This is a genomic window from Vagococcus xieshaowenii (genome assembly GCF_004792515.1).
GTDB classification, from domain to species: Bacteria; Bacillota; Bacilli; order Lactobacillales; family Vagococcaceae; genus Vagococcus_A; species Vagococcus_A xieshaowenii.
Genome location: NZ_CP038865.1, coordinates 223,906 through 249,513, shown reverse-complemented (window position 1 = coordinate 249,513; position 25,608 = coordinate 223,906). Strand labels below are relative to the sequence as shown.

The following is a 25,608-nucleotide window of genomic DNA, read 5'->3' as shown; positions in this document are numbered from 1 at the left end:
CCTAAATTCTGCCGTTAAAGCGATTCATCGTCCCTACAAAATCATTTTGTGCTACCCAATCTTCGCATGCATCTGCGGATGTCTTCACTGCTAGTAACATCTCTTCATGCGTGTCCTTAGGAAATGGGCTTAAGACATGACTTACCACATCTTGCCCTGAATAAGGACGATTAATACCGATCTTAATTCTTTTGAAATTTTGTGTACCCAAATGTTGAATTAAACTTTTGATACCATTGTGACCACCTGCACTTCCTTTTTCACGTAAGCGAATTTTCCCTACAGGTAAGTCCATGTCATCATATATCACAACGATATCTTCTACGTTCAATTGATAATAATCCATTAATGGACGCACACAACGTCCTGATTCATTCATAAACGTTTGTGGTTTTACCAATAATACTTTTTCACCATTTAAAAACAATTCTGCTATGTCACCTTCAAATTGATTTTTATTAAAGCTAACCTTCTCACGACTAGCCAATTCATCTAATGTAATAAACCCAATATTATGTTTAGTTGGGGCATATTTTTTACCAGGATTTCCTAGTCCAATTATCATCTTCATTTATTGCTTACTCCTTTGCAATTCTTCTAGACCAACACAAAATACCGAGCAATCGAGATTGCTCAGTCTTCCTCGTAGTATATCATATTCGCACCTTATTCGGCTAATAGCTACTCACATCATTTTTTAACAATAGACCTTTTTATATTCTTACTTAATGAAAGTATGATACAATAAATTACAGAAAAAAGTTTGAGAGAGGTATGTATATGAATAAAAAAGCTATTTTACTCTTATTATCCGGCCTCCTAATTGTCTTAGCTGCTGTTGGTTATTTTTTAAAAGCCGATTATTATAACAATCACTTTTTACCTAATACTACTATTAACACTTTAGATGTTAGTAATTTAACAGCTGTTGAAGCTAATCAAAAATTAGTTGAAAAAGCGGATGAGAATCAATTTGTCATTACAGACAAAGAGAAAAGTTGGAAAGAGATGCGTACGTCATCTTTAGGAGTTGAGTACGACTTCAAGCAAAAAGCAACAGACTTATTAGCAAAACAAAACAAGAACACTTGGTTATTAAGTTATCTTAGTGACCACAAACATACGATTGAAAGTAACGCTATTAATGAAAAAGTTTTGAACTCGGCACTAGATGAGTTATCCAAAGAGGTTAAACAATTAAACGAGCAACGAACACCGTCAAAAAACGCTTCTATCGAGCAAACAGATAAAGGGTTCCAAATAACTCCTGAAGTATATGGTGATGCGATTAACGTGACCGCGTTTATCAAAGAATTAAAGAACAACCTTACACAAGGCAAACACACCATTGAAATGGAAGCATTTGTCGATAAACCATCTGTCACTGAAAAAGACGAATCATTAACAAAAGAATTAGAACATATCCATAGTATTACTAAACAAACCGTTACATATCACATTAACGGTGAAACTATCAACGTCCCTGCTGAAACAATTACATCATGGGTTATTTATGACAGTAAAGAAAAGCACGCAACATTAGATCAAACAGCTGTATTAAACTATTTAACTAGCCTAGCAGAAAAATATAATACCAGCTCACAGCCAACCAAATTTGCTAGTTCTAAACGTGGAACAGTTACCGTACCTGCCGGAAGCTATAGTTGGTCAATCGCAACGGAAACCGAAGCTGCAGCACTAACAGCTGATTTAACTGAAAATAAAAGTGTCGATCGATCACCCGCTTACCAAGGGAGTGCTTCACCAGATAGCCCTCTAATCGGTAATACATATATCGAAGTAGACCTAGACAACCAACATATGTGGTATTACAAAGACGGTAAAGTCGTGTTAGAAACAGATATCGTATCGGGTAAACCCAAAACACTTACCCCACATGGTGTTTTCTATGTTTGGAACAAGGAACGTAATGCAACATTACGAGGCACCAACGATGATGGAAGTAAATATGCTTCACCTGTTGATTACTGGATGCCTGTTGATTGGACTGGTGTTGGTATTCATGACTCAGATTGGCAACCAGAATATGGTGGCGATTTATGGAAGACACGCGGCTCTCATGGTTGCATCAATACACCACCCGCGATTATGAAACAATTATTCGAAAAAGTGGAAGTTGGAACACCTGTTTTAATTTTCTAATCACAAAAAAAGAGAATGCCTAAACACGGCATTCTCTTTTTTTACTCACTTAAAGTATTGGCATCGTATCTAAAAATTTAACTAAAAAATTCTTTACTGTTTCTTTTTCTTCCGACACACTTGGCCCTACAACATTAACATTTTTTTTGCGTTGTTTAACGCGTTCTAATATTTCTGACAAATTAAAAATTTCTTGTTCCGTTAGTAAATCAACTACTTCTCGATATTGTTTATTACCTGCCATATTATCATCGACAAATTTTTTCAATTCTTGCTTTTTGGCATAACCTTTTAAACGTTTCACAACTTTTTTTGATGCTAAAATAGCTGCACTTGTTCCAACCAATGTAATCGCACTTCCACCAACTAAAACTTTTGTTAAAGACTTCATACAAAAAACCTCCCTTGAATGTGTAATTAATTATCGCGACGGTCGCCAAATAATAGAATTAAACGATAGAACTGTAAAAATGTTGCTATCGCACTTGCTATATAAGTTAATGCTGCTGCTGTTAGTACTTTTTTTACTACCGCTAATTCTTCTTCCTCTAGAATGCCATCTGCTCTTAAAATTTTCATTGCACGATTAGACGCGTCCAATTCAACAGGTAACGTAATCAGTTGAAAAAGCAAGACTAATCCAAAACATAAAATACCAATATTAACCAATGGCCCAATAGATAAAAACAAACCGCCCAATATTAGTGGAAAAGATAAATTAGCACTTATATTAACAACTGGTGCCATAAAATTACGCATATTCAGAGGGAAAAAAGACACGTCATCTTGAATAGCATGCCCACATTCGTGCGCTGCCACACCAATTGCAGCAACCGAGGTTGAAGGCCCTACGCTTTCAGATAAATTCAACGTTTTTTCTCTTGGATTATAATTATCGGTCAAAGAACCCGTCATTCGTTTCACTTGTACATCACGGATATTGGCATCGTTTAAAATTAGACGAGCAACATCATCTCCTGTTAACCCTTTGTTATTCTGATACTCGCTATACTTGGCAAACGTGCTTTGAACATAGCTTGAAGCCGCCATGGATAACAACGCCCCAACAATCACTAAAAAATATGTCTGGTCAAACCACATAGATTCCCCTCCTTTTTACTTTAATTATATTATAACGCTTTCTTGATTAATGATAAATAAATTGAGACTAACTTAAGAAAACATTAAATCTTGTTATATAAAAAGGCAACCCTCGTAAGGATTGCCTTTTTATAATGGCTTATATTTTTTTTACAAATTCGGATTTTAATTGCATGGCACCAAAACCATCTATTTTGCAGTCAATATCATGGCCATTGACCGGATTTTCTAATACACGGATATTTTTAACTGTTGTTCCTTTTTTGATAGCTGTAGAACTACCTTTAACTTTTAAATCTTTAATAACCGTTACAGTATCCCCTGTTTGAATAGGATTTCCATTTGAATCTTTCACAACAACCACTTCTTCTACAGTATCCTCTTCTTTAAATTCATGCCCACATTCTGGACACACAAAAAAAAAACTGGTCCTCATATACATATGTCGATTGACATTTCGAACAATTTGGAATCATTTAGATTTCCTCCTTTATATTTTTCACTAGCATATCATAATTACCTATCATTAGACAATCTACATATTGCTATTAAACAAACGAATTTTGTAGTAAAATATTCATATACTTACTTTTATCAAGTAGTAAATTGACTTATTCGTTACAGTAAAGGAGTGGTGGCTCATGCGTAAACTATTAGATAATTCAACACGTCGACGCCTAGAATTATTAGAATATTTAAGTAACACTTCTGGTTGGGTTAACTCAAATGACTTAGCCACCAAACTAGAGGCTTCTTTGCGTACGATCAATAGTGATATTCAATATTTAAAAGAAAATTGGTCTCAATATATTACTATTGAAACATCTAAAAAAAATGGTGTGAGATTGACTACGCCACCTAATAGTCACTTACAACTAATTTATAAAGAAATTGTTGCTAATTCTGATAACTTCCTGTTGTTAGAAAACATGTTCTTTTGTCCTACCAAAAATTTAGAAGATTGGGAAAACGACTTATATACAAGTTACTCCTCTCTTTATAGAACCAGCCAATTAATTACTGAGGTTGTTAGTAGGCATGGACTTGAATTGAAAAAAGCGCCCTTTCATATTTCTAATAAGAATGAGATTAATGTTCGTTACTTTTTTATTAATTATTTTAATGAAGTTTACTTTAATCAGCATTGGCCATTTAAACTAGATCGTCAATTGGTCACATCACTTGCTATAGATATTGCCGAAGCTTTCTTTGGTGTTTCTCACCATGAAATAGACGACATTATGCTCGTCTATCTTGCTTATGTTCTAGCGGTTAGCTTAACCCGTTATTCACAAGGATTTATCATTGATGATGCCTTTAACTCCTCTCTAGAAAAATACTTACCTATTGTTGAAGGAGAAAAAGGACAACTAAAAGAATTAGCAAAATACCTAGCAATTGACTATAATGACGAGTTATTAAAAGATATCGTATCAAGTATCTATTTATTTAAACGCGAAGCATTTTCTGTCAAAGAGTGGGCGTTAATTTCAAATGAACTTAATACATTTATCGATGAATTTGAAGTCATTTTGAATGTACATCCTACTGAGGAAGATCGTTATTTAATCAATCGTACGTTCAAAGCTATTTTCTTACATCATCAAACATACCCTGAGCGTGAAGACGTCCTATTTAATTCTTATACTTATAATGCAAAATTAATTATGGAGAATTATCCAGGTTATTCTAACTATCTAAAATACGGATTAAAACAGCTAGAAAATAAAACAAATTTCCCATGGTATTCTCAATACTACGAACATTTAATTTACTGGTTAATGATCAAGTGGAATAATCTTGCAGTGTTGATCGATCAGAAAAAAAAGAAAGCGAGTGTGCTTATTTTAAACGATCACGGAAAAGACCATACGCTCTTTATGGCGAATCTTTTCCAACACAACTTTGGCAATAAAGCATCGTTCACTCCGTATACAGGAGAAATGTTGTCAATTGAGACACTAGATCCAAGTTTATGGGAGGATTATGATGTCGTTATTTCTAACTTTGCCTTGAATGATATTCCTGAAGAAAAACTGGTACTCGTTAACTCATATCCTAGTAATCAAGAATGGGCAAAAATACGTTATGCCATTAATAAAGCACATCATCTAGGAATAGAATTGCTACACAGTATCTTTAATTTAGCAGAAGAAACCTCACAAGACGAGGAGATAATGAATGAACAGCATTGAAACGATCATTAGTAGTGTTAGCGTTAATATTTCAATTATTTTCAGCTCCATCTTATTGATGTATTTCGGCATACTAAAAAAAATCATTTTACGTCCTCCTGTACAATTAAAACAGTTTAATGAAATGAAAATGTCTCGTTCAACCCGTATTCATTCAGGGATTATTTTTGCTATAGCCTGTTACTTGCTGTCAATCAATGGTATACAAATTGACCAATGGCAAACTGTTGATACTCGTTATTTATTGATTTACTTTGTCATGTATTACGCTTCTACCTTATCAGGAATGGTCTGTGGCTTACTATTTATGGCCATCAAGTCTGTTGTCATTTTATTGTATGGCTTTCCTATTTTGTCTGTTGAATTTCTGAATAATTTATTTTTAACAGGTGCTACGTTAATTATTGCGTATTTTTGTACACGAAATAAATCAAAAACTTGGCTGAACAACTCGATTTTCCTGATTATTTTGTTCATAGTACGTGCCGTATTAATTTATAACTATATCCCTTATATTGACAATCAAGAATGGTCACCTAATTTATTAGCTTATTATTTAATCACCACAGGATTATTTGTTATTGTTTTTACACTTATCAAATCAAGTACGCAACTTATCAACTCGATTATTACGTATAAATTAAGTGCACAAATTGATTCATTAACTTATTTATTTAATCGCTCTGCATTATTAGAGCATTTTGATACAATTCTTCGTCGATATCTGCCTAATGATAAACAGCCACCCTATGTCATATCCTTAGGTTTAATTGATTTAGATATCTTCAAAGAAATCAATGATGAACACGGACATGCCATAGGTGATCAAATATTAGCAGAGTTTTCTAATGAAATGAAAGAACATTTCGTTACAAATTTCTTATATCGTTTTGGTGGTGATGAATTTGTTATGATGTTTATCGAAGATCCGTCAACAGTCAATTCACACGTCACACAATTCATCACCCATGTACAAGCCCATATCTTCTTAGAGAAAGTGAAGCCGATGAAATTATCTATTTCTGTAGGGCTTACGCATGCCGTTCTCAACGAAGACCTTGACCTACAATCATTACTAAGTCAAGCTGATGATGCTTTATACGAAGCAAAAGACAATGGTAAAAACCAATTAGTGACGTACAACGAGACAATGAAACTATCCTAAGCAAGCACTAACTCTAACTACAAAAAGGACCGATACGACTGTATCGGTCCTTTTTCTATTCAAAAAATCCTGTTGCCGTACTATACTGATTGCCACCAACAATATCATATTGAATCATTTGATAATCTTCATACAATTCTTTTGTTTCTTGATCGCTTAGATCAAGTTCTTCTTGCCATACACCATTTTGATAACTATTTGTTTTTTCAAATGCTGGTATTTTTTTTGATAATTTAGACAACATTCGGTCTATAGGGGCTTGATTTAATCCTGCCTGCCCCATCATTGTCGACGTAAAGTAAAATGGACTAATAATCGCATCATGTTTCTGATGATTAACCAAGCGATTGTCAGTATCATACATCAAAAATTCTGTTAAATGTAAATCTACAGAATTCACACGTGATTGTAAGTCATCTGAATAAAGCGCTGGTAAATGATCTCCCCAAAATACGACAATCGTACGTCGTTTCACTTGTTTCAAATCATTTAAAAATTTAATAAATGCTTGAGATGAATACTCAATATCTGTTAAATAATCAGCAATTCCTTCTGTATTAACGTCCCCAGTCGCTTGAATAGTTCGTTCAGGATATTTTTTCCCATAAGGCATATGCGTTTGCATCGTCACTAAGTGAACAAAATTTGCTTGGTCTTGATTCGTTTGTAAGGTCTCATAGACTTCTTGGTATGCCGCTTCATCCGAAATATAAGGATTATCAGCTAATTTATTTTGATTGCTTATCTTGTTTTCATCCAAAAATTCATCAAAGCCAAACACCTTATATACATCCTTACGTTTATACATCGACGTATTATACGGATGAATCGCGGTTGTATAATAATCTTGTTGTTTCAAACGTGATACGAGTGTTGGAAACTTTTCTTTTTTAGGGACTAACATCGTATAAGGTGTAGTCATTTGTGCATTCATTAGTTGCATTGATAAACTAGATAACGCTTCAAACTCAATGTTTGCTGTCCCTCCTCCATAGTTTTGGGAAAGCATTAAGCCACTGTACGTTTGATTGGCTAACTTGCGATAATTTTCTAACGGATCTTTTGTCGCCTGAATACCTAACCTAAAAGGATCCGAAAAGCTTTCTGACATGACATACACAATATTAGGTTTTTCTTCATTTGTTGTTGATGCTGATGTTACTTTATACTTTTCTGTAATTTCTTTAATTGCTTGTTTAGAATAGCCAGCTGGCTTTTCCATCGGTTCAACAGTTAAATTATATAAAAATCCTGCTACAAATCCTGTATTATAGTAATTCATTTTTTGGCTATAAGGAATCCACTTGGCTGTTTTATCATATTCTTTACGCAATAAGTTATTTGGATTATTAAAATCACTAATATACCATATGCCCAACAGACTAAGTCCTAGACAGATGACGCGAATAATTTGTTGCCATTTTTTTATTTTAATACTGTTCCAAATTGTCTTAAGTAGTACATAGGCTAGTAACAACATCAAGAGAACAAACCCCATATACAGTGGGGTGCCAATCATATCATGAAGAATACCCCATTCATTAATCATCGATAAATCATCAGGATATAGTGGCTCCATCCGATTAAACATTTTGCTATAGTTAGCAAATCCTAATACTAAAGACCCTACAAAGAAAAATAAACTTCCCATTGCAACCGATCCTAGCAAAGAAATCATAAACATCAAAAGACACGCTAAGACTAAGCAAGACAACAGAAATTTATCCGTATGCCATTCAAATGCAAACTTATACGCAAGGTCAAACGACCAATTATTTTGAGATAATTGTAAAAAATAATTAGCTAGAAAAGGTAACGCCAATACCACTATCCAACCGATTGGCTGTACTAATCGTTTCTGCTTGAAACGTTGCCAATTAGACAGCCATTTTTCTTCTTTATCTAGCCAATAGTTAAACCACTTCATGTGTGCTTACTTCTTCCAAAATGTATCGTTAATAGTAATTGGCAAATGGCGTTTATGTTCACTATTTTGGTAAAGTTGTTCAATGCGTGCACTCGCTTCTGGCGTCACTTCTTTACCAGCTAAATAACTATCGATTTCTTCGTACGTTACGCCTAAAGCAACCTCGTCTGGTAACTGCGGTTTATCATCTTCTAAATCTGCAGTTGGCACTTTTTCATATAGACTAGCGGCTGCACCTAATGCTTTTAATAATTGTTTTCCCTGTCCTTTGTTTAGACCAAATAATGGCACTAAATCTGCTGCACCATCTCCAAACTTCGTATAAAAACCTGTCACTGCTTCTGCCGCGTGATCTGTTCCGATAACGGCACCTTTTGTTTGACCAGCAATCGCATATTGAGACGTCATTCGTAAACGTGCTTTAATATTACCTTTATTAAAATCGCTAATGTCAAATCCTTGCGATTCAAATTGTTCCTCTAACTGATCCACACTATCTTTAATGTTAATCGTCATTGTCTTGTCCGGCTGAATGAAAGCCAACGCTTGTTGACAGTCATCCTCATCTGCTTGAACACCATAAGGTAGACGAACGGCAATAAATTGATAGTTAGCATTACCTGTCTCTTCACGTAGCTCATTAATCGCTAATTGTGCCAAGCGTCCTGCTAATGTTGAATCTTGTCCACCACTTATGCCTAATACATAACTTTCTAAAAATGGATGTGCAACTAAATATTCCTTTAAAAAATCAACACGCTTTCTCACTTCTTCTTGTGCGTCAATTGTTGGTGCCACCTGTAAGGCTGCGATAATTTCTTGTTGTTTCATATTCATCTAAAGGGCCCCCTGTCATTAATTTTAATAAAGTTGGGGATTTGCCTCTATTAGCCAACCCCCCATTTTATTAAGTTTTTATTCTTATTTTTGATATAATGCTTGAACGCCTTTCTTCACTTCTTCAATAATTGAAAGTTTATTATTATAGGCTGCTGTTGATAAATCAACGGGATACGTTTGTGGATTTAAATCACGACGGTATTCTTCCCATAATGATTCATGACGCGTTGCGGCGTATTCTTTCATTTCTTTTAACGTAGGAACTTCATAAACCAGCTCACCTTTACTAAAAATATCTTGTAATAAAGGTCGTGCGGTAAAATCCGTAATGGTTTTATTTACGTATGTATGAACTGGATGGAACATGAAAATTTCTTCTTGTAAATCTGGACGTTCTTCCCATAACGCAATATAATCGCCTTGTGATTTGTCATCTGAATTACGTGTGATACGCCACACTTGTTTTTTACCTGGTGTTGATACTTTTTCAACATTACTTGATAATTTGATTGTATCTACCATTTTGCCCTTATCGTCTTCAATCGCAACGATTTTGTAGACCGCACCTAATGCTGGTTGATCATACGCCGTAATTAACTTCGTCCCAATTCCCCATGCATCAATCTTAGCTTTCTGCATTTTTAAGTTCATAATCGTTGTTTCATCTAAATCATTTGATGCATAAATTTTGGCATCATAAAAACCTGCCTCATCTAATTGCTCACGAACTTTTTTAGAAATATACGCCATGTCTCCGCTATCAATACGCACGCCTAGGAAGTTAATCTTATCGCCAAATTCTTTAGCTACTTTAATTGCATTTGGCACACCGGACTTCAAGGTATCATACGTATCCACTAAGAAGACACAATCTTTATGTGTTTGGGCATATGCTTTGAATGCTTCATAATCATCACGGTAAGATTGCACAAGTGAATGTGCATGTGTCCCGCTAATTGGAATCCCAAATAGTTTGCCTGCTCGAACGTTACTTGTCGCATCAGCACCACCAATATAAGCAGCTCTTGCTCCCCAAAGTGCCGCATCTAATTCCTGGGCACGACGAGAACCAAACTCCATGAACAAATCATCGCCTAAAACTGATTTAATACGTGCCGCTTTAGTCGCAATTAACGTCTGATAATTCACTATGTTTAAAATAGCTGTTTCAATCAATTGACATTGTGCTAGTGGCCCTTCGACTTGAACAAGTGGCTCATTGTTAAAGACAATTTCCCCTTCAACCATCGAACGAACATCACAGCTAAATTTAAACTCTTTTAAATAAGTTAAAAATTCTTCAGGATATTCTTGCGTTTCACGTAAATAAGCTAAATCAGCCTCGGTAAATTTAAACTCTTTCAAGTAATTAACAATTCTTTCTAATCCTGCAAATACTGCGTAACCATTATCAAATGGCATATCTCTAAAATAACATTCAAATACCGCATGGCGGTCAGCACGACCTAATTCCCAATACGTTTTCATCATATTGATTTGGTATAAATCTGTATGTAATACTAAACTATCATCTGGGTATTGATACGACATGTTCTTAATTCCTCTCTTTATAAGCCTGTATTTTTTCCAAAGATGCTTCCATATTCTCTTATTAAATTAATCTTATCCCTTATATTTTACTATACATTGCAAAAATAAAAAAATACAAAACAACCTTTAAAGATTATTTTGTATTTTAATTAATATATTCATTATGATTATGATAATTTATCATTCTCATAAATATGAGTTAATTCTAAATTTGGAAATGATTGTTGTTTTAACGCTTCATAGACAATTAATGCGGCTGTATTGGATAAGTTAAGTGAACGTACATGCTCGTCATTCATCGGAATACGAATGCACTCTGCTTCATGAGCGCGCATAAATTCTTCTGGTAAACCTGTCGTTTCTTTACCAAAAATAAAATAATGGTCTTGTCCGTCATTATAGTCTAAATCTGAATAGACGTGGCGAGCAAATTTTGATACTAAATGTAACGGTTGGTCACCAATATGTGCCATAAAGGCCTCTAAAGAAGCATGGTAGGTAATGTCTACATCATGCCAGTAATCTAAACCTGCACGTTTCAACATTTTATCATCGGTTGAAAAGCCTAAAGGTTCTATTAAATGCAAAGGAGAGTTCGTTGCTGCACATGTTCTGGCGATGTTGCCAGTATTAGCTGGAATTTGTGGTTCAAATAATACGATATGGTTCGTCATAATAACGCCCGCTTTCTTAATTTGGAGTATAAAAAAAACGTAGCGGCTCGGTGATTGTCCACGGCGAGTCCGTACGTTAGTGAAGTTTCTTCACTAACTTTTATCAGAACAGGAATCTGAGAAAAATCAATGAAACAACTAGGACTACTATAGCAAAATTACCGTCTTAATGCAATGAATTTTCATGCGAAATTGTGAAGAAATCAAGAAAAATCTCCGACTAATACATGAACATCGATTGTTATCGTTTTTATTGGATGTTTTTTAATCTCTTCTCGCTTTTCTTCGCTTGCCTGCCAATGTAGAGGGGACATGTAAAGAAAGTCCACATAATGATTTTCAGGTATTTCAAATTCATAAGTTATTTTTTCTTCTGAAATCAATGTTAACTCTTCTTTAAAACGTTTATAAACTTTTTCATTAGAATACGTTTCTTTAGACGTCCCACCTAAGACGCGTTCTCTTAGTTCTTTTAAATAATAGGGCCCTGGAATAATTTTGATTAGTTTACCATTTGGTTTTAAGACACGTTTAAATTCATGATAATGACTAGGAGAAAAAATATTCAAAATATGACTCATGCTTTGATCTTGTATTGGTAAATTTGTTAAATCAGCTACTAACCATAATGCTTCAATTTCTTGACTTGTGGCTAATTCGATACCTTCTTTTGAAATATCAAACCCAATGTTTATCGACGAGGCAACTTGAGTCGCTAATTTTTGTAAAAAGCTCCCCTCACCACAGCCAACATCTAACAGACCATCCACGTTCGTTAAGTGTTTAGCAATTGCCTCCAACATTGGCGCATACATGGCCGTTTGAATCATCTGTTGACGATGACTCAGCATCTCTTTTGTATACTCACTATCAATTTTTTTATTCAAGAAATACAGTGAGCCTTTTTTGGATAAATTATAAACATGACCTTGTACACAGCGTATACTATGTCCTTCAATTTCAAAGGCATTATGGCATTTTGGGCAAGCTAGTCGGTTGGGATTATTTGCAATCCAACTAGCTGAGCGATCAATTTTTTTCTGTAACATGGCTTTTCCTCACTTTTATAAACATCTAATAACCTTGCTCTATCATAACATAAATGTATTCAGTACACATTTATGTTACTATAATAATAACTAAAAACTGGAGGTTTCTTATGATTATTAAAGAATTTTGTGCTGAAAATTTTACAACTATCCCTCAAGCTATTCAACATGGTGCACGTCGCATTGAGTTGTGCGATAACTTAACGGTTGGTGGCACTTCCGTGAGCTTAGGTGTCTTAACTGAAACAATTAGTTACTGTCATGAACTAGATATTCCAGTCATGACGATTATTCGTCCACGTGGCGGAGATTTTTTCTATAATGATACGGAACTAAAAATGATGGAAATTGATATTTTAGAAGCAAAAAAAGTTGGAGCTGACGGTGTTGTGATTGGCTGCTTAACCGAAGACCAATCAGAAATCGATATTGAAGCAATGGACCAATTATTGGCTCATACTGAAGGGCTACAAGTAACATTCCACATGGCCTTTGACGCCTTATCAAAAGAAGAACAGTTCAACGCCATTGATTGGTTAGTCGAGCGTGGTGTGGAACGTATTTTAACGCATGGTGGACCAGCAGGCACACCGATTCAAGATAACTTTGAACATTTACAAGCATTAATCGCACATGCTGATGGCCGAATCATCATTTTACCTGGCGGCGGGATTACAGCTGAAAATGCACAAGAAGTCATTGAGACGTTAGGCGTTAAAGAAGTTCACGGTACAAAGATTGTTTAGGCCGCTACTATGAAAAAAACTATCAAGCATTTAAGAAAAACATCCTTATCTCACTTTATTTTTATGGATGGTGTTGGCTAGTTTTATCAGGATTACGATTGAGTACGTCTTGAATAAGGACTTTATTGCGGGTGGTATTTTTACAACCATCGCGTTATTCATTATCGCGACTTTACAAATTAAAAAGAAAAACAGTCACAAGGATTAACGGCTCTATAATAAATAGGACTGATGAAGGTTTATTCCTTCTTCAGCCCTATTTTTGTATTTAATCTTAAAAAAACATATCGCCTTTTGTTAAAATTAAGTTACCACACAAAACAAACAAAAGGAGCGATATGCTATGATTAATGATATCAAAAAAATTTATGGAATTGAAGACTCTAATCTAACAATTTCTAGTGTTTCCGAAGGAACCTATCGTAATAAGCCTGCGAAAATTATAAAAGCGAGCTATAAACCTAAAACGATAGCTTGCCCTAATTGTGACTCTTCTCCAAGAGAATGCGACGGCAAGTACGTTATTGTTAAGAATGGTTCTAAAGAAGTAGAGATTCTATTAACACATGAGAACACAGGAATTGTCTCTATGAAGCTATCTAAGCAACGCTATCGTTGTCGCAACTGTAATAAGCACTGGACTGCTCAAATTGATTTAGTTAAACCTTGTCACAATGTTTCAAGGATAATTGAAGGCAAAATTATTGAGTTATTAGGTGAAAGAATATCTCTAAAACTAATTGCTAAATTATGTAGTGTTTCAATAAGTAAAGTGATTCAGGTATTAAAATCGTTAGAAACTTACCTTCCTAGTCCAAAAAAACGTTGGTTGCCTGAGGTTTTAATGGTTGATGAATTCCGTTCGCATACAGCCATAGAAGACTCTATGAGTTTTATTTGTGCTGATGGTGAATCAGGACAATTAGTTGAAATATTGGAAAGCAGAAGATTAAATTATCTTATACCTCACTTTAATCGCTATCCAGATGAAGAACGATTCAGAGTCAAATACCTTGTGACAGATATGAATGCAGCTTATTTCCAATTAGTGAAGGATATCTTTCCAAATGCTGAATTAATCATTGATCGTTTTCATATTGTTAAACATTTGAATGAAGCCTTTAATAGTTTCAGAGTACGGGAAATGAAAAAACTCAAGGCATCGGGACATAAAGTAGAAGCAAGTAAACTTAAGAAAAATTGGCGCTTCCTACTTAAAAATAGATTAGACATTAATATCTCTGAATACAAAAGATGGCCGAGCTTTCGGTCAAATAAGTATCCTTATTTGACCGAACAGATGATGATTGATCGGTTATTAGATTTTTCCGAACCTCTAAAATTAGCCTATGGCTACTTCCATGATTTATTAGATTCATTTAGAAGAAAAGAATATGAACGATTCTTTGAATTATTGAATACTTTACCAGATGAATTAGATGAAGAGTTTAAAGGACAAGTACAAAACCTGATACGTCATCAGGAAGGAATTACCAATGCTTTAATACATCCCTATTCAAATGGGAAGATTGAAGCAAAGAATACACACATCAAAACATTAAAACGAGTTTCTTATGGATTCAAATCTTTCAGCAATATGAGGATTAGAATCTTTTTAACCGAAGGTTTGATAGAAGTTAATCATTAAATAACAAAAAACCATGAAATCAGAGAATGTTTTCTCCATTTTCATGGTTGGCTAAAATTACTCATCAGTCCAATTTGACAAAGAGCCGGATTAACACCTTGCGACTGTTTGTTTTTTATCCAATAAAATAGCCCATAAACATGCTTGCGATACTAAAATAAATCAGAACACTCGTTAAATCACTCAACGTCGTAATAAATGGCCCACTTGCAACAGCTGGATCAAAGCCTAATTTATCCATTAACATTGGAATCAAGCTACCCGCCAAGTTGGCCACCGTAATCGCGCATAACATAGCCATCCCGATGACAAATCCTAGCATAAAATTATGTTTCCAAATCCCAACGATCAGCATAATCGTTATACCGGTTACTAAACCAGTGATTAAACCTGTAATTAATTCCGACATAATCAATCGCAAAAAACTACGATCATCTTCTTGGACCGCTAAACGGCGAACAGCCACGGCTAGAGACTGTGTACCGGCATTTCCGGCTGTTCCGGTAATAAGCGAAATAAAGACGGCTAAAATACTCGCCTCACTTACAAGCGCTTCATAATGCCCAATCAATGTAGCTGTAGACATACCTAAGAAAAGTAAGGTAATTAACCATGGCAAACGTTTGGTTGCGGCGTGAAGTGGATTTTCTGCCACTTCATCAACGTCAACCCCCGCTAAACCAGAATAGTCAGACGTTGCTTCTTCATCAATAACATCAATAATATCATCGACTGTGACAATCCCTAACATACGATTCTTATAATCAGTAACTGGTACTGCTAAAAAGTCATAGTCACGCATGGTATTCGCAACATCCTCTTGATCGTCGCCAACTTTCACTGAAATAACACGCTCACTCATCACATCACGAATCAACGACTGATCGTCATTAACAATTAAATCTCTTAACGAAATAACACCCACTAAATAGCCATTTTCATCTACAACGAAAATATAATAAATAATTTCAGCGTCTACGGCAGCTTCTTTTAGGTAACTCATTGCCGATTTAATCGTTTGATCAGCCGCAATGGCCACGTATTCTGTGGTCATAATTGAGCCGGCTGTATCGTCTTCGTAATGCAACAGATTTTTAATCTCTTTTGCACTTTCAGGATCCATAATACTCAAATACATTGCGACATCTTTTTTATCTAATTGATTCAAGGTATCTACTGCGTTATCGGTAAACATATACGCTAACATATCGGCAGCGTAACCCGAATCCATTTCTTTTAGCAATTGTTCAACGTCTTCTTGTTCCTCTTCAATACCGTCGAATAAGTCAGCTAATTCTTTTGGAGATAAATAACGATAAAGTTGTTGACGTTCTTCGGTTGTTAAAGAGAGATAAAACTCACCTTGTTCATACGTATGTAATTCAAAGAAAATATCACGGAACGTCTTCATATCACCGTTCATCAGTTCTTCTAATAAAAATGGGGTAACATTTTCATTCATCTCTTCTGACATTTATTTGCCTCCTTCTTCTCATAATAACTGCTGCATATCCCTCGGTAATGCTTGCTCTAATTCAATATTTTCTTTAGTAAACGGATGATTAAACACTAATTTAGCACAATGTAACGCCTGTCTTTCCATCCCAACATCCATTCGTCCGCCGTACATATCATCTCCTAATAAAGGATGACCAATCGCTGAAAAATGAACGCGAATTTGATGGGTACGACCTGTATGTAATTGAATCATCACTAAAGAAAAACGTTCATCCTCTTGCAACACGTGATACTCTGTATGAGCAAATAATCCCTCTTGGCCTGTTTTACGCTTTATAATACTTGTCTCATCGCGCATAATTGGCAACAAAATATCGCCATCTCCAGACAATTGTTTAGCATGTATGTTACTCACTAGGGCTTGGTAATATTTATGAATAGTACGTGCTTGTAATTGTTTATCCATCATAGCATGCGCATAGCCATGCTTAGCAAACAACATTAAACCCGTTGTATCACGATCTAAACGCGTCACAACATGTACAATTTGATTCACATAACCTTGTCTAACATAATAGCCTTTGACACGATGCGCCATTGTACCATTAGGATGATATTGTGCAGGGATGGAGGCAACGCCACTTGGTTTATTAACTACCAAAAAGTGTTCATCTTCAAACACAATATCTAGTGGCTCATGTTCAGGAACCAGTGTCTCATGTTCTCCTTCATCAGGAATTCTAACAGAAATATGATCTCCAGCCGTCAAATAGACTAAGACGTTTTGTACTGTATCATTAACACGGATTTCGCCACCTTGAAACTTAATTTTTGCTAATAACCCTCTAGAAATTCCTTGGTCCTTTAAAAATGTTCGTAACATTAGTGGACTTTCTTGTTCATAAGTCCATTCAAACTTCATAATCTACTTCCTTTTTCTTTATTTAATGAAGGCATCTTTCACACGTGTCCAAAAATGATTGTGACGATAACCACCAAAATGAATACGTTCTTGGGCTACACGGTAAGATATTTTTTCAACATTTTCCTCAGCCATAACTAAATGGTCTATCGATAACATATGTTGCCCTAACTCGTTAACCGCAATGGCTATCCACTCTTCTTGTCCGATGACTAAGGGAGAGCCTAATGTTCGATACACACGGTTATTAATCGACGCTATTTCAGCTAGTTGAAGGGCGTTCACACTAGGATGGAGAACTGCTCCTCCCACACTCTTATTATAGGCAGTTGAACCAGTTGGTGTTGAAACAGATAGGCCATCTCCACGAAATTGTTCAAACAGCTCATCTTTTATATAGACATCTGCCCTCATTGTTCCAGTTACGCGACGAATAACGCATTCATTGAGTGCCAAGAAATGTTTTGGTTCTTGATCATCACAATACGTCACCTTTATCTCTAATAACGGATAACTCACACTGTGACTAACAATTTCTAATAAAGAGTCAACCAACTCTTCCAATTCAAAGTCACGCCAATCCGTATAAAATCCTAAATGTCCCGTATGAATTCCAATAAAACGAATACGATCCAATCGGTGAACAAAACGATGAAACGCAGATAACAAGGTCCCATCTCCACCAATTGTAATAACTGTTTCTGGGGTCTGATTGTCTAGCGTTAACCCTTTTTCTATAATCAACTTTTCAAGCTCACGCTTTTTTAACTGGGAATGATCCGTATCACTCGCAAAAACAGCTATTCGCATTCACTTATCCTCCTATGTTTTTAGCCATGTCATCATATAGTGTCACGATATCTTCTAAATCCTGTCCTTTTCCATGTGAAAATAAGTGCTGAGCTTCTTGAATTTCTTCGCGAATTTCAGACATTTCTTCATCTAATAAATAGGCCGCTTCTGCCGCGTTAATTAATCGTTGCTTTATTTCAACAGGAAAATCACCTTGATATTTATAATTTAAAGAATGCTCGATGGTCGCCCAAAAATTCATTGCTAAGGTTCTAATTTGAATTTCTGCGTATATTTTTTTCTCCCCATCAATAGATTGCACAGGGTATTCAATAATTAAATGATACGAACGATACCCACTATCCTTCTTATTTGCTATATAATCCAGCTCATTAATTACACGCATATCTTTACGTTGCTTAATCAATTCTACCACTTGATAAATATCATCAACAAATTGACACATAATACGCAACCCTGCTATATCAGTCATATCCTTTTCTAAACGCGCTTCACTAATACCACGTCGCTTCAATTTTGTCTTGATACTATGCTCTGGTTTCACCCGTCCCGTAACAAATTCAATCGGTGAATGCTCTCCTTTTTCGCGAAACTGTTTACGAATCCCTTTTAACTTAATCTTTAATTCAGAAATAGCTTGTTCATACGGAACAAAAAATGCATGCCAATCTTCCATTATTTATCGACTCCTTAACCTAACCAATAATCATCAATCGTTTATATTTTAGCATATTCCACACAAAATAGTTATTCTTGCCTATGAAAAAACAGACTTCTGTTAGTTGACTAATTCCCGCTTTTATTCGACAATTAAGAAAAACAAGACAAAGGAGCCCGTAAATGTCTGAACAAATCGAAATTGAATTCAAAAATTTATTAACCCAAGATGAATATCGTCATCTGATTAAACACTTTAACTTAACAAATGTTCCACCCATTTTTCAGGAAAACATTTACCTAGACACACCGGATTTCAAACTAAAACAACACCACGCTGCACTTCGTGTTCGAATAAAAGAACACCAACAAAGTGAAATCACATTAAAAACACCTATCGAAAAAGGTCTATTAGAAACAAATATTCCATTAACAACGGAAGAATGTTTAATGTTTATGACGGATCAACAATTACCCGAAAAAAAAGAATTAGAGATGAAATTAAAAACGTTTGGAATGAACCATTCATCCGTTGATGTCTTCGCCTCTTTAAAAACTAAACGAATAGAAAAGCAACTGACACCGGACATCCTCATTGTTCTTGATGAAAGTTGGTATCATGGACAACATGATGTTGAATTAGAAATAGAAGCTAGTAACTACGAAGACGGTGAACGTTTTTTCTTGACTCTGTTAGCACAGCATCACATCCCTAGACGCCACACACCTAATAAAATCCAACGTGCCATGCAAGCAAAATTAAATCCCTAATCTTTAATTTCTTTTGAAGTTAGTCGAGGTTGTGACAGACGTTTGTCACACCTTTTTTTGTTATAAAAACGTTTTTCTTTTTCCTTTTCACTATCAATTGTACCACTCCTTTACCTTTAATGAACATATTATGTACAACACAAATCGTAAATGTTCCTATTTTGTACAAATGAGACAAATTATGAAGATTTTGATTTTTTGTATGTTATAATTTCGTCAATGCTTACCAAAACTAAGCAAAAAAGTTTTATTAATGTTTTATTAGGGAAAGGAATGTAGTAAATAATGAAGAAAAAGTTTTTAGGTTCATCCGTCGTTGCAACAATAGGGTTATTGGTATTAACTGCATGTGGCACTAACGATGACCAAACAATCTCAAACAATGAAACAACAAAAGATACCTTTACATATGCAATTAGTGGCGATCCAACCTCATTAAATCCTATTAACGTTAGCGACCGTTGGGGGCTAACTGCTACTAATATGATTTATTCACCTTTAGTACGTGTCGAAGAAGATGGATCATTAAAGTACGAACTTGCGGACAGCATGGAAACAACTGATGGTGGTAAATCAGTGACTGTTCACTTAAAAGAAAACGTTAAATGGTCTGATGGTGAAGCTTTTACCGCAGATGACGTTGTCTTTACTTATGAAAATAAAGTATTAAAAGAAAACGGAAATGCTGATGCTTTGTGGATCGGTGATGAGCCTGTCAAAACAGAAAAAGTAGATGAACATACTGTTAAATTCAATTTTCCTAAAGTAAGTGCAGCAGCAGCTAATAACATTGCAACTGAAACGTATATCATGCCTGAACATTTATATGAAGGCCAAGAAGAAATCGATTTTTCAGGTGCTGAATTAGCAGATGGGAATGAAGTAGGAACTGGTCCTTATGTATTATCTGAATATAAACGTGGTGAATATTTACAATTCAAAGCAAACCCTAACTACTACGGTGGGGAAGTTGGCGTTAAAAATGTTACCTTACGTATTATTACCAATGCGGATACTACTAAAGTAGCTTTACAAAAAGGCGAAGTCGATGCTTCAATGGTATTACCAAGTGATATTGAAGATTTAAAAAACAACAACCTTAACACATTTTCTTACAGTGAGAATCGTGTCGGTTATATGGGATTAAACTTAAATTCTGATAAATTAAGCGATCAAAAAGTACGCCAAGCAATCTTCTTTGCCCTAAATAAAGAAGACATGAACAAAGCAGCCTACTTGTCAGAAGAATTCTATAACACGCCTAACACTATTTTGCCTCCAAATAATCCGTTTGCGACAACAAACGTAGAAACTTACGCACAAAATGTTGAAAAATCAAAACAATTATTATCAGAAGCTGGTGTAACTGATTTAACAATCAATTTAGCTTACGGTTCTGATAACCCAGAACAAACTTTACAAGCTACCTTAATCCAACAACAATTACAAGCTGTTGGAATTAACGTTGAATTAGCCGGTGGGGATGCAGCTGCCATCTTTACTGAACTAAGAAACCCTGGTTCAACTAAGTATGACATGTTCCTTGGTGGATATATTATGGGGAATGACCCAGACTTATATGCTTCTTTATATAAATCTGGTGCTGGCGCTAACTATTTCAATTATGCTAGCGAAAAAGCAGACGCCCTATTTGAACAAGGTGCAGTTGAATTAGATGAAAACAAACGTAAAGAAATTTACGCCGAATTACAAGCAACCATTAATGAAGATGCTATCGTTTACCCTATTGTAGACAACAAGAAAATTTTAGCAGCAAGCAAAAATATTCAAGGCATTGAAGAGGCACGTTTAGTTCCAATTTACTCATTTGAAGATTTATCAAAAATTTCTTTAAAATAATGAGTTCGATTAACAGCACAATAATCCTGATTATTGTGCTGTTTTTTCATTTGAAAGGAGTTCCACATGATTAAATATATTATCAAACGATTATTGCAATTGATTCCGCTATTATTTGTGATTTCATTTATCGTTTTCTTTTTGATTCATCTAGCTCCGTATGATGCGATTGATGCAATTGTCACGCCTAATATGTCCGTTGAAACGGTTGAATTGATGAAGCAACGGTATGGATTAGATCAACCCTTTTTAGTCCAATATGTGAAATGGTTAAGTGAACTTTTGAAAGGAAACATGGGGTATTCCTTGCTTAACCAACAAAGTATTTCCGCTGAATTAGCTACACGTATTCCTAATACGATGAAACTTATCATTCCTGCTTATTTAACAGCGTTAGTATTATCCATGATATTTGGACTTCTTGCTGCCGCTAATAAAGGGAAATGGCTAGACAAACTTATCGATGGCATTTGCTCTATCGGGATTGCTACCCCTACTTTTTGGTTTGCGATGATTTTAATTTATTTCTTAGGATACAAATTGAATCTTTTCCCAATTATTGGAATGAATACCATTGGACAGACACCAACAGTCGGAGATTTTTTAAAACACTTCTTTATGCCCTATTTAGTTCTAACCGTTGCGTTCTTCCCAGATTTAACACGCTATATTCGTAATTCTGCAATTTCTCAGTTAAATGAAGACTACGTCATAGTGCAACAAGCATTTGGTTCAACAAAAAGAGAGATTTTTATGAAACATATTAGTCGAAATGTCTTAATTCCTGTCGTTACACAAATTGGCCAAGCTCTACCTATGTTAGTAACAGGCGCGATTATTTCTGAAAGTATTTTTGGTTGGCCTGGTGTGGGACCTTATATGATGAGCGCAACGAAGGCGTTAGATTATCCCGTTATTATGGCGATTATGTTGTTATCCGCAACGCTAGTTATTTTAGGAAACCTTCTATCCGATGTTCTTTATCGTTTAGTGGACCCTCGTATTCGTCAAGCAGGAGGTACTAACTAATGATCACTCTTAAACGAATCAAAAAAGTTCTAACAAACACGCCGACCTATTGGTTAGCTATTGGCTTTCTTACCTTTCTTATTATGTTGAGTTTGGCAGCGCCATTTATTCCTATCGACCCCAACAAAACAGACGTTAGCAACATGTCAGCTATGCCTAGTTTAGCGCATTTATTCGGAACAGATGAAGTGGGTCGTGACTACTTTATTCGTGTAGTTCATGGTGGACGTATTTCTTTATTAGTCGGTATATTAGCCATGATTGCTTCGACCTTTATTGGAACAGTGATTGGCTTAGTATCAGGCTATTTTGGTGGAATAGTTGATGGTGTCTTCATGCGTATTGTGGATGTTCTTTCAAGTATTCCTTGGATGGTTCTCGTCATCGTGCTAAGTGTCTTTATGAAACCAGGATTAATTACCATCATTATTGTTATCGGTTGTTTCTCATGGATGTCTACTGCCCGTTTAGTACGAGCCGAAACATTATCAGCCAAGGAACGTGAATATGTAGTCTACTCTAATTTTATTGGTATTAAACCCTTAACAATTATCACGCGACATATTCTTCCTAATGTATTACCCACATTAATTATCGCGGCTACTATGAACATTTCAGGTGCTATTATGACAGAATCAGCGTTAAGTTTCCTAGGCGTTGGGATTCAACAACCCATGGCTTCTTGGGGAAGTTTGCTTCAAAATGCACAAAGTAGTTTGCAACGAGCACCACATATGGCCGTTCTTCCAGGACTATTTATTATCTTTACCGTTTATTCATTTAACACATTAGGCAATTTCTTACGCGACATTGCTTCAGTTGAGGAGGCTTAAATAATGTCAAAGATTATAACCATCAAAAATTTAACCATTCAGACACATAAAAAGAACCAACCACCTACCGAATTGATTCATGGAATTGATTTAACTATTACCAAAGGGAAAATCACTGGTGTAGTGGGTGAATCTGGTAGTGGTAAAAGTTTAACAATGAAAGCTATCATGTCGATTTTACCAGAAAGTTTAGACGCTCATATGGCTTCTTTCAGATTTAATGAAGAACCCGTTGACTTTCACAAGCGACTACCTGCTTCTATGATATTCCAAGACCCTATGACTGCTCTTAATCCATTACGCACGATTGGCTATCATTTAGTCGAAGTCATCCAACGTTTCCAGCACATGTCAAAAAGACAAGCACTAAAACTTGCTGAAGCTGAACTAGAAAAAGTAGGAATTACTTATCCAGCGAAACGTTTGAAACAATACCCACACGAATTATCTGGTGGTATGCGTCAACGTGTGATGATTGCAATGGCTCTTCTGGCTAAACCAGAATTATTAATTGCGGACGAACCGACCACTGCCCTTGACGTTACAATTCAAGCCCAAATATTGACCTTAATCAAACAGATTCAAAAAGAAGAATCCCTTTCTATGGTATTAGTGAGTCATGATTTTGGTATTATTGCTAGTATGTGTGACGAAATAAAAGTAATGTATCAAGGAAAAATTGTAGAAGAAGGGCTAACCGAAGAAGTCTTCGCTAATCCTCAACATCTCTATACAAAAGAATTATTAAAAGCCATTCCTACAGGTGATAAATCAGACAAACTTTACGCTATTAACCACCAAGCATTACAGGCGTTCATGCAACATGAGCATACTTTCAAAAAAGTAAGCCCAACGCATCGCTATTTAGCGTTAACAAAGGAGGTAGCTTATGACTAATGAATTAATTCGCTTAGAATCAGTAAGTAAACATTTTCCAATAAAAAAAACGTTGGGACGTGTCACTGAAACACTTAAAGCAGTTGATGATGTATCGTTTACCATAAAAAAAGGTGAAACATTAGGCCTAGTAGGTGAATCTGGTAGTGGTAAAACCACATTAGGACGAACTATTTTACAACTAGAACACGCAACGGGTGGAAAAATCTTCTTTGATGGCATTGATATTACTAATCTGAATGCCAAAGATAAACGTGAAATTCAACAACGCATGCAAATTATTTTTCAAGATCCTTATGCATCCCTTAACCCAAAAAGAACTGCTATCGAACAAGTCATCGAACCGCTAAGTTTACACTATGACAAGCAAGAAGCGCATCAACGTGCCCTTGAGATGCTAAACAAAGTAGGAATTGAAGGTGACGCAATTCATAAATATCCACGCGAGTTTAGCGGTGGGCAACGTCAACGTATCGGGATTGCACGTGCCGTGGTAATGAACCCTGACTTTATTTTGTGTGATGAACCTATTTCAGCTCTTGACGTATCGATTCAAGCTCAAATCATTAATTTGCTCGTTGAGTTACAAGCGTCACTAGGCTTAACGTATCTCTTTATCTCACATGATTTATCCATGGTTCGCTATATTTCAGATCGAATCGCTGTTATGTATTTAGGTAAATTGGTAGAATTAGGACCAACTGATAAACTATTTGAACAGCCACAGCATGCCTATACAAAAAAACTACTATCAGCAATTCCTGTAGCAGATCCTGCCTTGGCTAGTCAGGCATTTAACCAAACATCACCTGCATTATCAAATACAAACATTTCAAACGAAGGTTACTGGACCGAAGTCAGTCCGGAACACTTTGTTTTAAAGGAGGATATCTAAATGAGTCAAGAAACATTAGAGTTAGTACAAGGAACTAAAGGAATGGAATTACCTTTAGCACAAGGTAATTGGGTGTTACTACGTGAAGAAGGCTATTCACCTGTACAAAGTTTAGTCGCAGCGACTGGAGCTTGTGGGGCTTATGTTTACCAAAGCGTTTTGGAAAACTCAAAAATCCCCTATACGTTCCACAAAGTAACCATTAATTATGAACGAGACATGGAACATGCTCCTAATCCAATTTCTTCTATTAGCATGACCTTTCATGTGACCATTGAAGAAGACTTACAAGACCGTGCCACACGTGCCTTACGCTTGGTATCAAAACATTGTCCCGTCATCCAATCATTAAATCCGACTATTACAATTGAAGAACTCGTTGATTTTATTTAAACAAAAAACAAGAGCGATGCC

At 35.6% G+C, this 25,608-nt stretch carries 25 protein-coding genes and 1 pseudogene; 13 read left to right on the top strand and 13 right to left on the bottom strand.

The features are described from left to right. Nucleotide 1 precedes the first annotated feature (1 nt). Nucleotides 2-571 (bottom strand): aminoacyl-tRNA hydrolase, encoded by a 570-nt coding sequence (gene pth / locus E4Z98_RS01135; RefSeq protein WP_135254905.1) that lies wholly within the window; start codon nt 569-571, stop codon nt 2-4. 209 nt (nt 572-780) lie between these two features. Between pth and E4Z98_RS01130 the strand changes: the two genes are divergently transcribed. Then, nucleotides 781-2,163, top strand: a complete 1,383-nt coding sequence (locus E4Z98_RS01130; RefSeq protein ID WP_241856709.1) for a L,D-transpeptidase family protein — start codon at nt 781-783, stop codon at nt 2,161-2,163. A 49-nt stretch (nt 2,164-2,212) separates the two neighbouring features. Here E4Z98_RS01130 and E4Z98_RS01125 read toward each other — a convergent pair whose 3' ends face one another. The 3 genes and pseudogenes from E4Z98_RS01125 to E4Z98_RS01115 all read right to left on the bottom strand — a co-directional run bounded on the left by E4Z98_RS01125 (nt 2,213) and on the right by E4Z98_RS01115 (nt 3,740). Further along, a complete protein-coding gene (locus E4Z98_RS01125) occupies nt 2,213-2,554 on the bottom strand; it encodes a hypothetical protein (protein ID WP_135254903.1) in 342 nt (113 codons plus the stop codon). Nucleotides 2,555-2,580: 26 nt separating this feature from the next. Further along, a complete protein-coding gene (locus E4Z98_RS01120; protein WP_135254902.1) occupies nt 2,581-3,264 on the bottom strand; it encodes a zinc metallopeptidase in 684 nt (227 codons plus the stop codon). 139 nt (nt 3,265-3,403) lie between these two features. Next, nucleotides 3,404-3,740, bottom strand: a pseudogene (locus E4Z98_RS01115) (zinc ribbon domain-containing protein YjdM). A 165-nt stretch (nt 3,741-3,905) separates the two neighbouring features. On the opposite strand from E4Z98_RS01115, the gene E4Z98_RS01110 reads away from it, so the two are divergent. Next, the gene (locus E4Z98_RS01110) at nt 3,906-5,459 is read left to right on the top strand and encodes an AcpB/EbpR/MafR family transcriptional regulator (protein ID WP_135254900.1); all 1,554 of its coding nucleotides are present in this window, start codon (nt 3,906-3,908) and stop codon (nt 5,457-5,459) included. Continuing rightward, the gene (locus tag E4Z98_RS01105; protein ID WP_135254899.1) at nt 5,446-6,624 is read left to right on the top strand and encodes a GGDEF domain-containing protein; all 1,179 of its coding nucleotides are present in this window, start codon (nt 5,446-5,448) and stop codon (nt 6,622-6,624) included. Before E4Z98_RS01110 ends, E4Z98_RS01105 begins: the two co-directional genes overlap by 14 nt. A 55-nt stretch (nt 6,625-6,679) precedes the next feature. On the opposite strand, the gene E4Z98_RS01100 is transcribed toward E4Z98_RS01105, so the two are convergent. From E4Z98_RS01100 to E4Z98_RS01080, 5 genes are all read right to left on the bottom strand, one after another. Then, nucleotides 6,680-8,551, bottom strand: a complete 1,872-nt coding sequence (locus E4Z98_RS01100; protein WP_135254898.1) for an LTA synthase family protein — start codon at nt 8,549-8,551, stop codon at nt 6,680-6,682. A 6-nt stretch (nt 8,552-8,557) separates the two neighbouring features. After that, nucleotides 8,558-9,382: an ammonia-dependent NAD(+) synthetase gene (gene nadE, locus E4Z98_RS01095; protein WP_425330216.1), complete on the bottom strand. Its 825-nt coding sequence runs from the start codon at nt 9,380-9,382 to the stop codon at nt 8,558-8,560. Between the two features lie 90 nt (nt 9,383-9,472). Then, complete coding sequence (locus E4Z98_RS01090) at nt 9,473-10,942, bottom strand: nicotinate phosphoribosyltransferase (protein ID WP_135254896.1); 1,470 nt, start codon at nt 10,940-10,942, stop codon at nt 9,473-9,475. 167 nt (nt 10,943-11,109) lie between these two features. Then, nucleotides 11,110-11,616, bottom strand: a complete 507-nt coding sequence (trmL, locus tag E4Z98_RS01085) for a tRNA (uridine(34)/cytosine(34)/5-carboxymethylaminomethyluridine(34)-2'-O)-methyltransferase TrmL (RefSeq protein WP_135254895.1) — start codon at nt 11,614-11,616, stop codon at nt 11,110-11,112. Nucleotides 11,617-11,819: 203 nt separating this feature from the next. Further along, on the bottom strand, nt 11,820-12,665 hold the full coding sequence (locus tag E4Z98_RS01080; RefSeq protein WP_135254894.1) for a methyltransferase domain-containing protein: 846 nt from the start codon (nt 12,663-12,665) through the stop codon (nt 11,820-11,822). A gap of 113 nt (nt 12,666-12,778) precedes the next feature. Here E4Z98_RS01080 and E4Z98_RS01075 point away from each other — a divergent pair, with 113 nt between their 5' ends. The 3 genes from E4Z98_RS01075 to E4Z98_RS01070 all read left to right on the top strand — a co-directional run bounded on the left by E4Z98_RS01075 (nt 12,779) and on the right by E4Z98_RS01070 (nt 15,059). Beyond that, nucleotides 12,779-13,411 (top strand): copper homeostasis protein CutC, encoded by a 633-nt coding sequence (locus E4Z98_RS01075; protein ID WP_135254916.1) that lies wholly within the window; start codon nt 12,779-12,781, stop codon nt 13,409-13,411. A gap of 73 nt (nt 13,412-13,484) precedes the next feature. Further along, nucleotides 13,485-13,619 carry a hypothetical protein gene (locus tag E4Z98_RS10240; protein WP_280953118.1) on the top strand — a complete coding sequence of 45 codons (135 nt, stop codon included), beginning with the start codon at nt 13,485-13,487 and terminating at the stop codon, nt 13,617-13,619. Nucleotides 13,620-13,754: 135 nt separating this feature from the next. Then, a complete protein-coding gene (locus E4Z98_RS01070) occupies nt 13,755-15,059 on the top strand; it encodes an ISL3 family transposase (protein WP_135961155.1) in 1,305 nt (434 codons plus the stop codon). A gap of 115 nt (nt 15,060-15,174) precedes the next feature. Here the strand turns inward: E4Z98_RS01070 and mgtE are convergent, their stop codons facing one another. Genes mgtE through yjbM form a run of 4 tightly spaced genes read right to left on the bottom strand, consistent with a single transcriptional unit; the run spans nt 15,175 to nt 18,931 of the window. Further along, nucleotides 15,175-16,521 carry a magnesium transporter gene (mgtE, locus tag E4Z98_RS01065; protein WP_425330210.1) on the bottom strand — a complete coding sequence of 449 codons (1,347 nt, stop codon included), beginning with the start codon at nt 16,519-16,521 and terminating at the stop codon, nt 15,175-15,177. A 30-nt stretch (nt 16,522-16,551) separates the two neighbouring features. Then, on the bottom strand, nt 16,552-17,439 hold the full coding sequence (locus E4Z98_RS01060) for an RluA family pseudouridine synthase (protein WP_135254358.1): 888 nt from the start codon (nt 17,437-17,439) through the stop codon (nt 16,552-16,554). 18 nt (nt 17,440-17,457) lie between these two features. Further along, on the bottom strand, nt 17,458-18,249 hold the full coding sequence (locus E4Z98_RS01055) for an NAD kinase (RefSeq protein ID WP_135254359.1): 792 nt from the start codon (nt 18,247-18,249) through the stop codon (nt 17,458-17,460). Nucleotides 18,250-18,253: 4 nt separating this feature from the next. Then, on the bottom strand, nt 18,254-18,931 hold the full coding sequence (yjbM, locus tag E4Z98_RS01050; protein WP_135254360.1) for a GTP diphosphokinase: 678 nt from the start codon (nt 18,929-18,931) through the stop codon (nt 18,254-18,256). 161 nt (nt 18,932-19,092) lie between these two features. On the opposite strand from yjbM, the gene E4Z98_RS01045 reads away from it, so the two are divergent. From E4Z98_RS01045 to E4Z98_RS01015, 7 genes are all read left to right on the top strand, one after another. Further along, nucleotides 19,093-19,680, top strand: a complete 588-nt coding sequence (locus E4Z98_RS01045; protein ID WP_135254361.1) for a CYTH domain-containing protein — start codon at nt 19,093-19,095, stop codon at nt 19,678-19,680. Nucleotides 19,681-19,965: 285 nt separating this feature from the next. Next, nucleotides 19,966-21,540: an ABC transporter substrate-binding protein gene (locus E4Z98_RS01040; RefSeq protein WP_135254362.1), complete on the top strand. Its 1,575-nt coding sequence runs from the start codon at nt 19,966-19,968 to the stop codon at nt 21,538-21,540. A gap of 66 nt (nt 21,541-21,606) precedes the next feature. Beyond that, on the top strand, nt 21,607-22,569 hold the full coding sequence (locus E4Z98_RS01035; RefSeq protein ID WP_135254363.1) for an ABC transporter permease: 963 nt from the start codon (nt 21,607-21,609) through the stop codon (nt 22,567-22,569). Continuing rightward, a complete protein-coding gene (locus E4Z98_RS01030) occupies nt 22,569-23,402 on the top strand; it encodes an ABC transporter permease (protein WP_135254364.1) in 834 nt (277 codons plus the stop codon). Before E4Z98_RS01035 ends, E4Z98_RS01030 begins: the two co-directional genes overlap by 1 nt. Then, on the top strand, nt 23,403-24,299 hold the full coding sequence (locus tag E4Z98_RS01025) for an ABC transporter ATP-binding protein (protein WP_209316304.1): 897 nt from the start codon (nt 23,403-23,405) through the stop codon (nt 24,297-24,299). Beyond that, nucleotides 24,292-25,194 carry an ABC transporter ATP-binding protein gene (locus E4Z98_RS01020; protein ID WP_135254366.1) on the top strand — a complete coding sequence of 301 codons (903 nt, stop codon included), beginning with the start codon at nt 24,292-24,294 and terminating at the stop codon, nt 25,192-25,194. The genes E4Z98_RS01025 and E4Z98_RS01020 overlap by 8 nt, the downstream gene beginning before the upstream one ends. A 42-nt stretch (nt 25,195-25,236) precedes the next feature. After that, a complete protein-coding gene (locus tag E4Z98_RS01015) occupies nt 25,237-25,587 on the top strand; it encodes an OsmC family protein (protein ID WP_425330211.1) in 351 nt (116 codons plus the stop codon). The last annotated feature ends 21 nt before the right edge of the window (nt 25,588-25,608 follow it).

Bases quoted from the DNA above. Each gene is read 5' to 3' on its own strand.
- pth (WP_135254905.1), bottom strand. From the start codon at position 571: ATGAAGATGATAATTGGACTAGGAAATCCTGGTAAAAAATATGCCCCA.
- E4Z98_RS01130 (WP_241856709.1), top strand. From the start codon at position 781: ATGAATAAAAAAGCTATTTTACTCTTATTATCCGGCCTCCTAATTGTC.
- E4Z98_RS01125 (WP_135254903.1), bottom strand. From the start codon at position 2,554: ATGAAGTCTTTAACAAAAGTTTTAGTTGGTGGAAGTGCGATTACATTG.
- E4Z98_RS01120 (WP_135254902.1), bottom strand. From the start codon at position 3,264: ATGTGGTTTGACCAGACATATTTTTTAGTGATTGTTGGGGCGTTGTTA.
- E4Z98_RS01110 (WP_135254900.1), top strand. From the start codon at position 3,906: ATGCGTAAACTATTAGATAATTCAACACGTCGACGCCTAGAATTATTA.
- E4Z98_RS01105 (WP_135254899.1), top strand. From the start codon at position 5,446: ATGAACAGCATTGAAACGATCATTAGTAGTGTTAGCGTTAATATTTCA.
- E4Z98_RS01100 (WP_135254898.1), bottom strand. From the start codon at position 8,551: ATGAAGTGGTTTAACTATTGGCTAGATAAAGAAGAAAAATGGCTGTCT.
- nadE (WP_425330216.1), bottom strand. From the start codon at position 9,382: ATGAAACAACAAGAAATTATCGCAGCCTTACAGGTGGCACCAACAATT.
- E4Z98_RS01090 (WP_135254896.1), bottom strand. From the start codon at position 10,942: ATGTCGTATCAATACCCAGATGATAGTTTAGTATTACATACAGATTTA.
- trmL (WP_135254895.1), bottom strand. From the start codon at position 11,616: ATGACGAACCATATCGTATTATTTGAACCACAAATTCCAGCTAATACT.
- E4Z98_RS01080 (WP_135254894.1), bottom strand. From the start codon at position 12,665: ATGTTACAGAAAAAAATTGATCGCTCAGCTAGTTGGATTGCAAATAAT.
- E4Z98_RS01070 (WP_135961155.1), top strand. From the start codon at position 13,755: ATGATTAATGATATCAAAAAAATTTATGGAATTGAAGACTCTAATCTA.
- mgtE (WP_425330210.1), bottom strand. From the start codon at position 16,521: ATGAATGAAAATGTTACCCCATTTTTATTAGAAGAACTGATGAACGGT.
- E4Z98_RS01060 (WP_135254358.1), bottom strand. From the start codon at position 17,439: ATGAAGTTTGAATGGACTTATGAACAAGAAAGTCCACTAATGTTACGA.
- E4Z98_RS01055 (WP_135254359.1), bottom strand. From the start codon at position 18,249: ATGCGAATAGCTGTTTTTGCGAGTGATACGGATCATTCCCAGTTAAAA.
- E4Z98_RS01045 (WP_135254361.1), top strand. From the start codon at position 19,093: ATGTCTGAACAAATCGAAATTGAATTCAAAAATTTATTAACCCAAGAT.
- E4Z98_RS01040 (WP_135254362.1), top strand. From the start codon at position 19,966: ATGAAGAAAAAGTTTTTAGGTTCATCCGTCGTTGCAACAATAGGGTTA.
- E4Z98_RS01035 (WP_135254363.1), top strand. From the start codon at position 21,607: ATGATTAAATATATTATCAAACGATTATTGCAATTGATTCCGCTATTA.
- E4Z98_RS01030 (WP_135254364.1), top strand. From the start codon at position 22,569: ATGATCACTCTTAAACGAATCAAAAAAGTTCTAACAAACACGCCGACC.
- E4Z98_RS01020 (WP_135254366.1), top strand. From the start codon at position 24,292: ATGACTAATGAATTAATTCGCTTAGAATCAGTAAGTAAACATTTTCCA.
- E4Z98_RS01015 (WP_425330211.1), top strand. From the start codon at position 25,237: ATGGAATTACCTTTAGCACAAGGTAATTGGGTGTTACTACGTGAAGAA.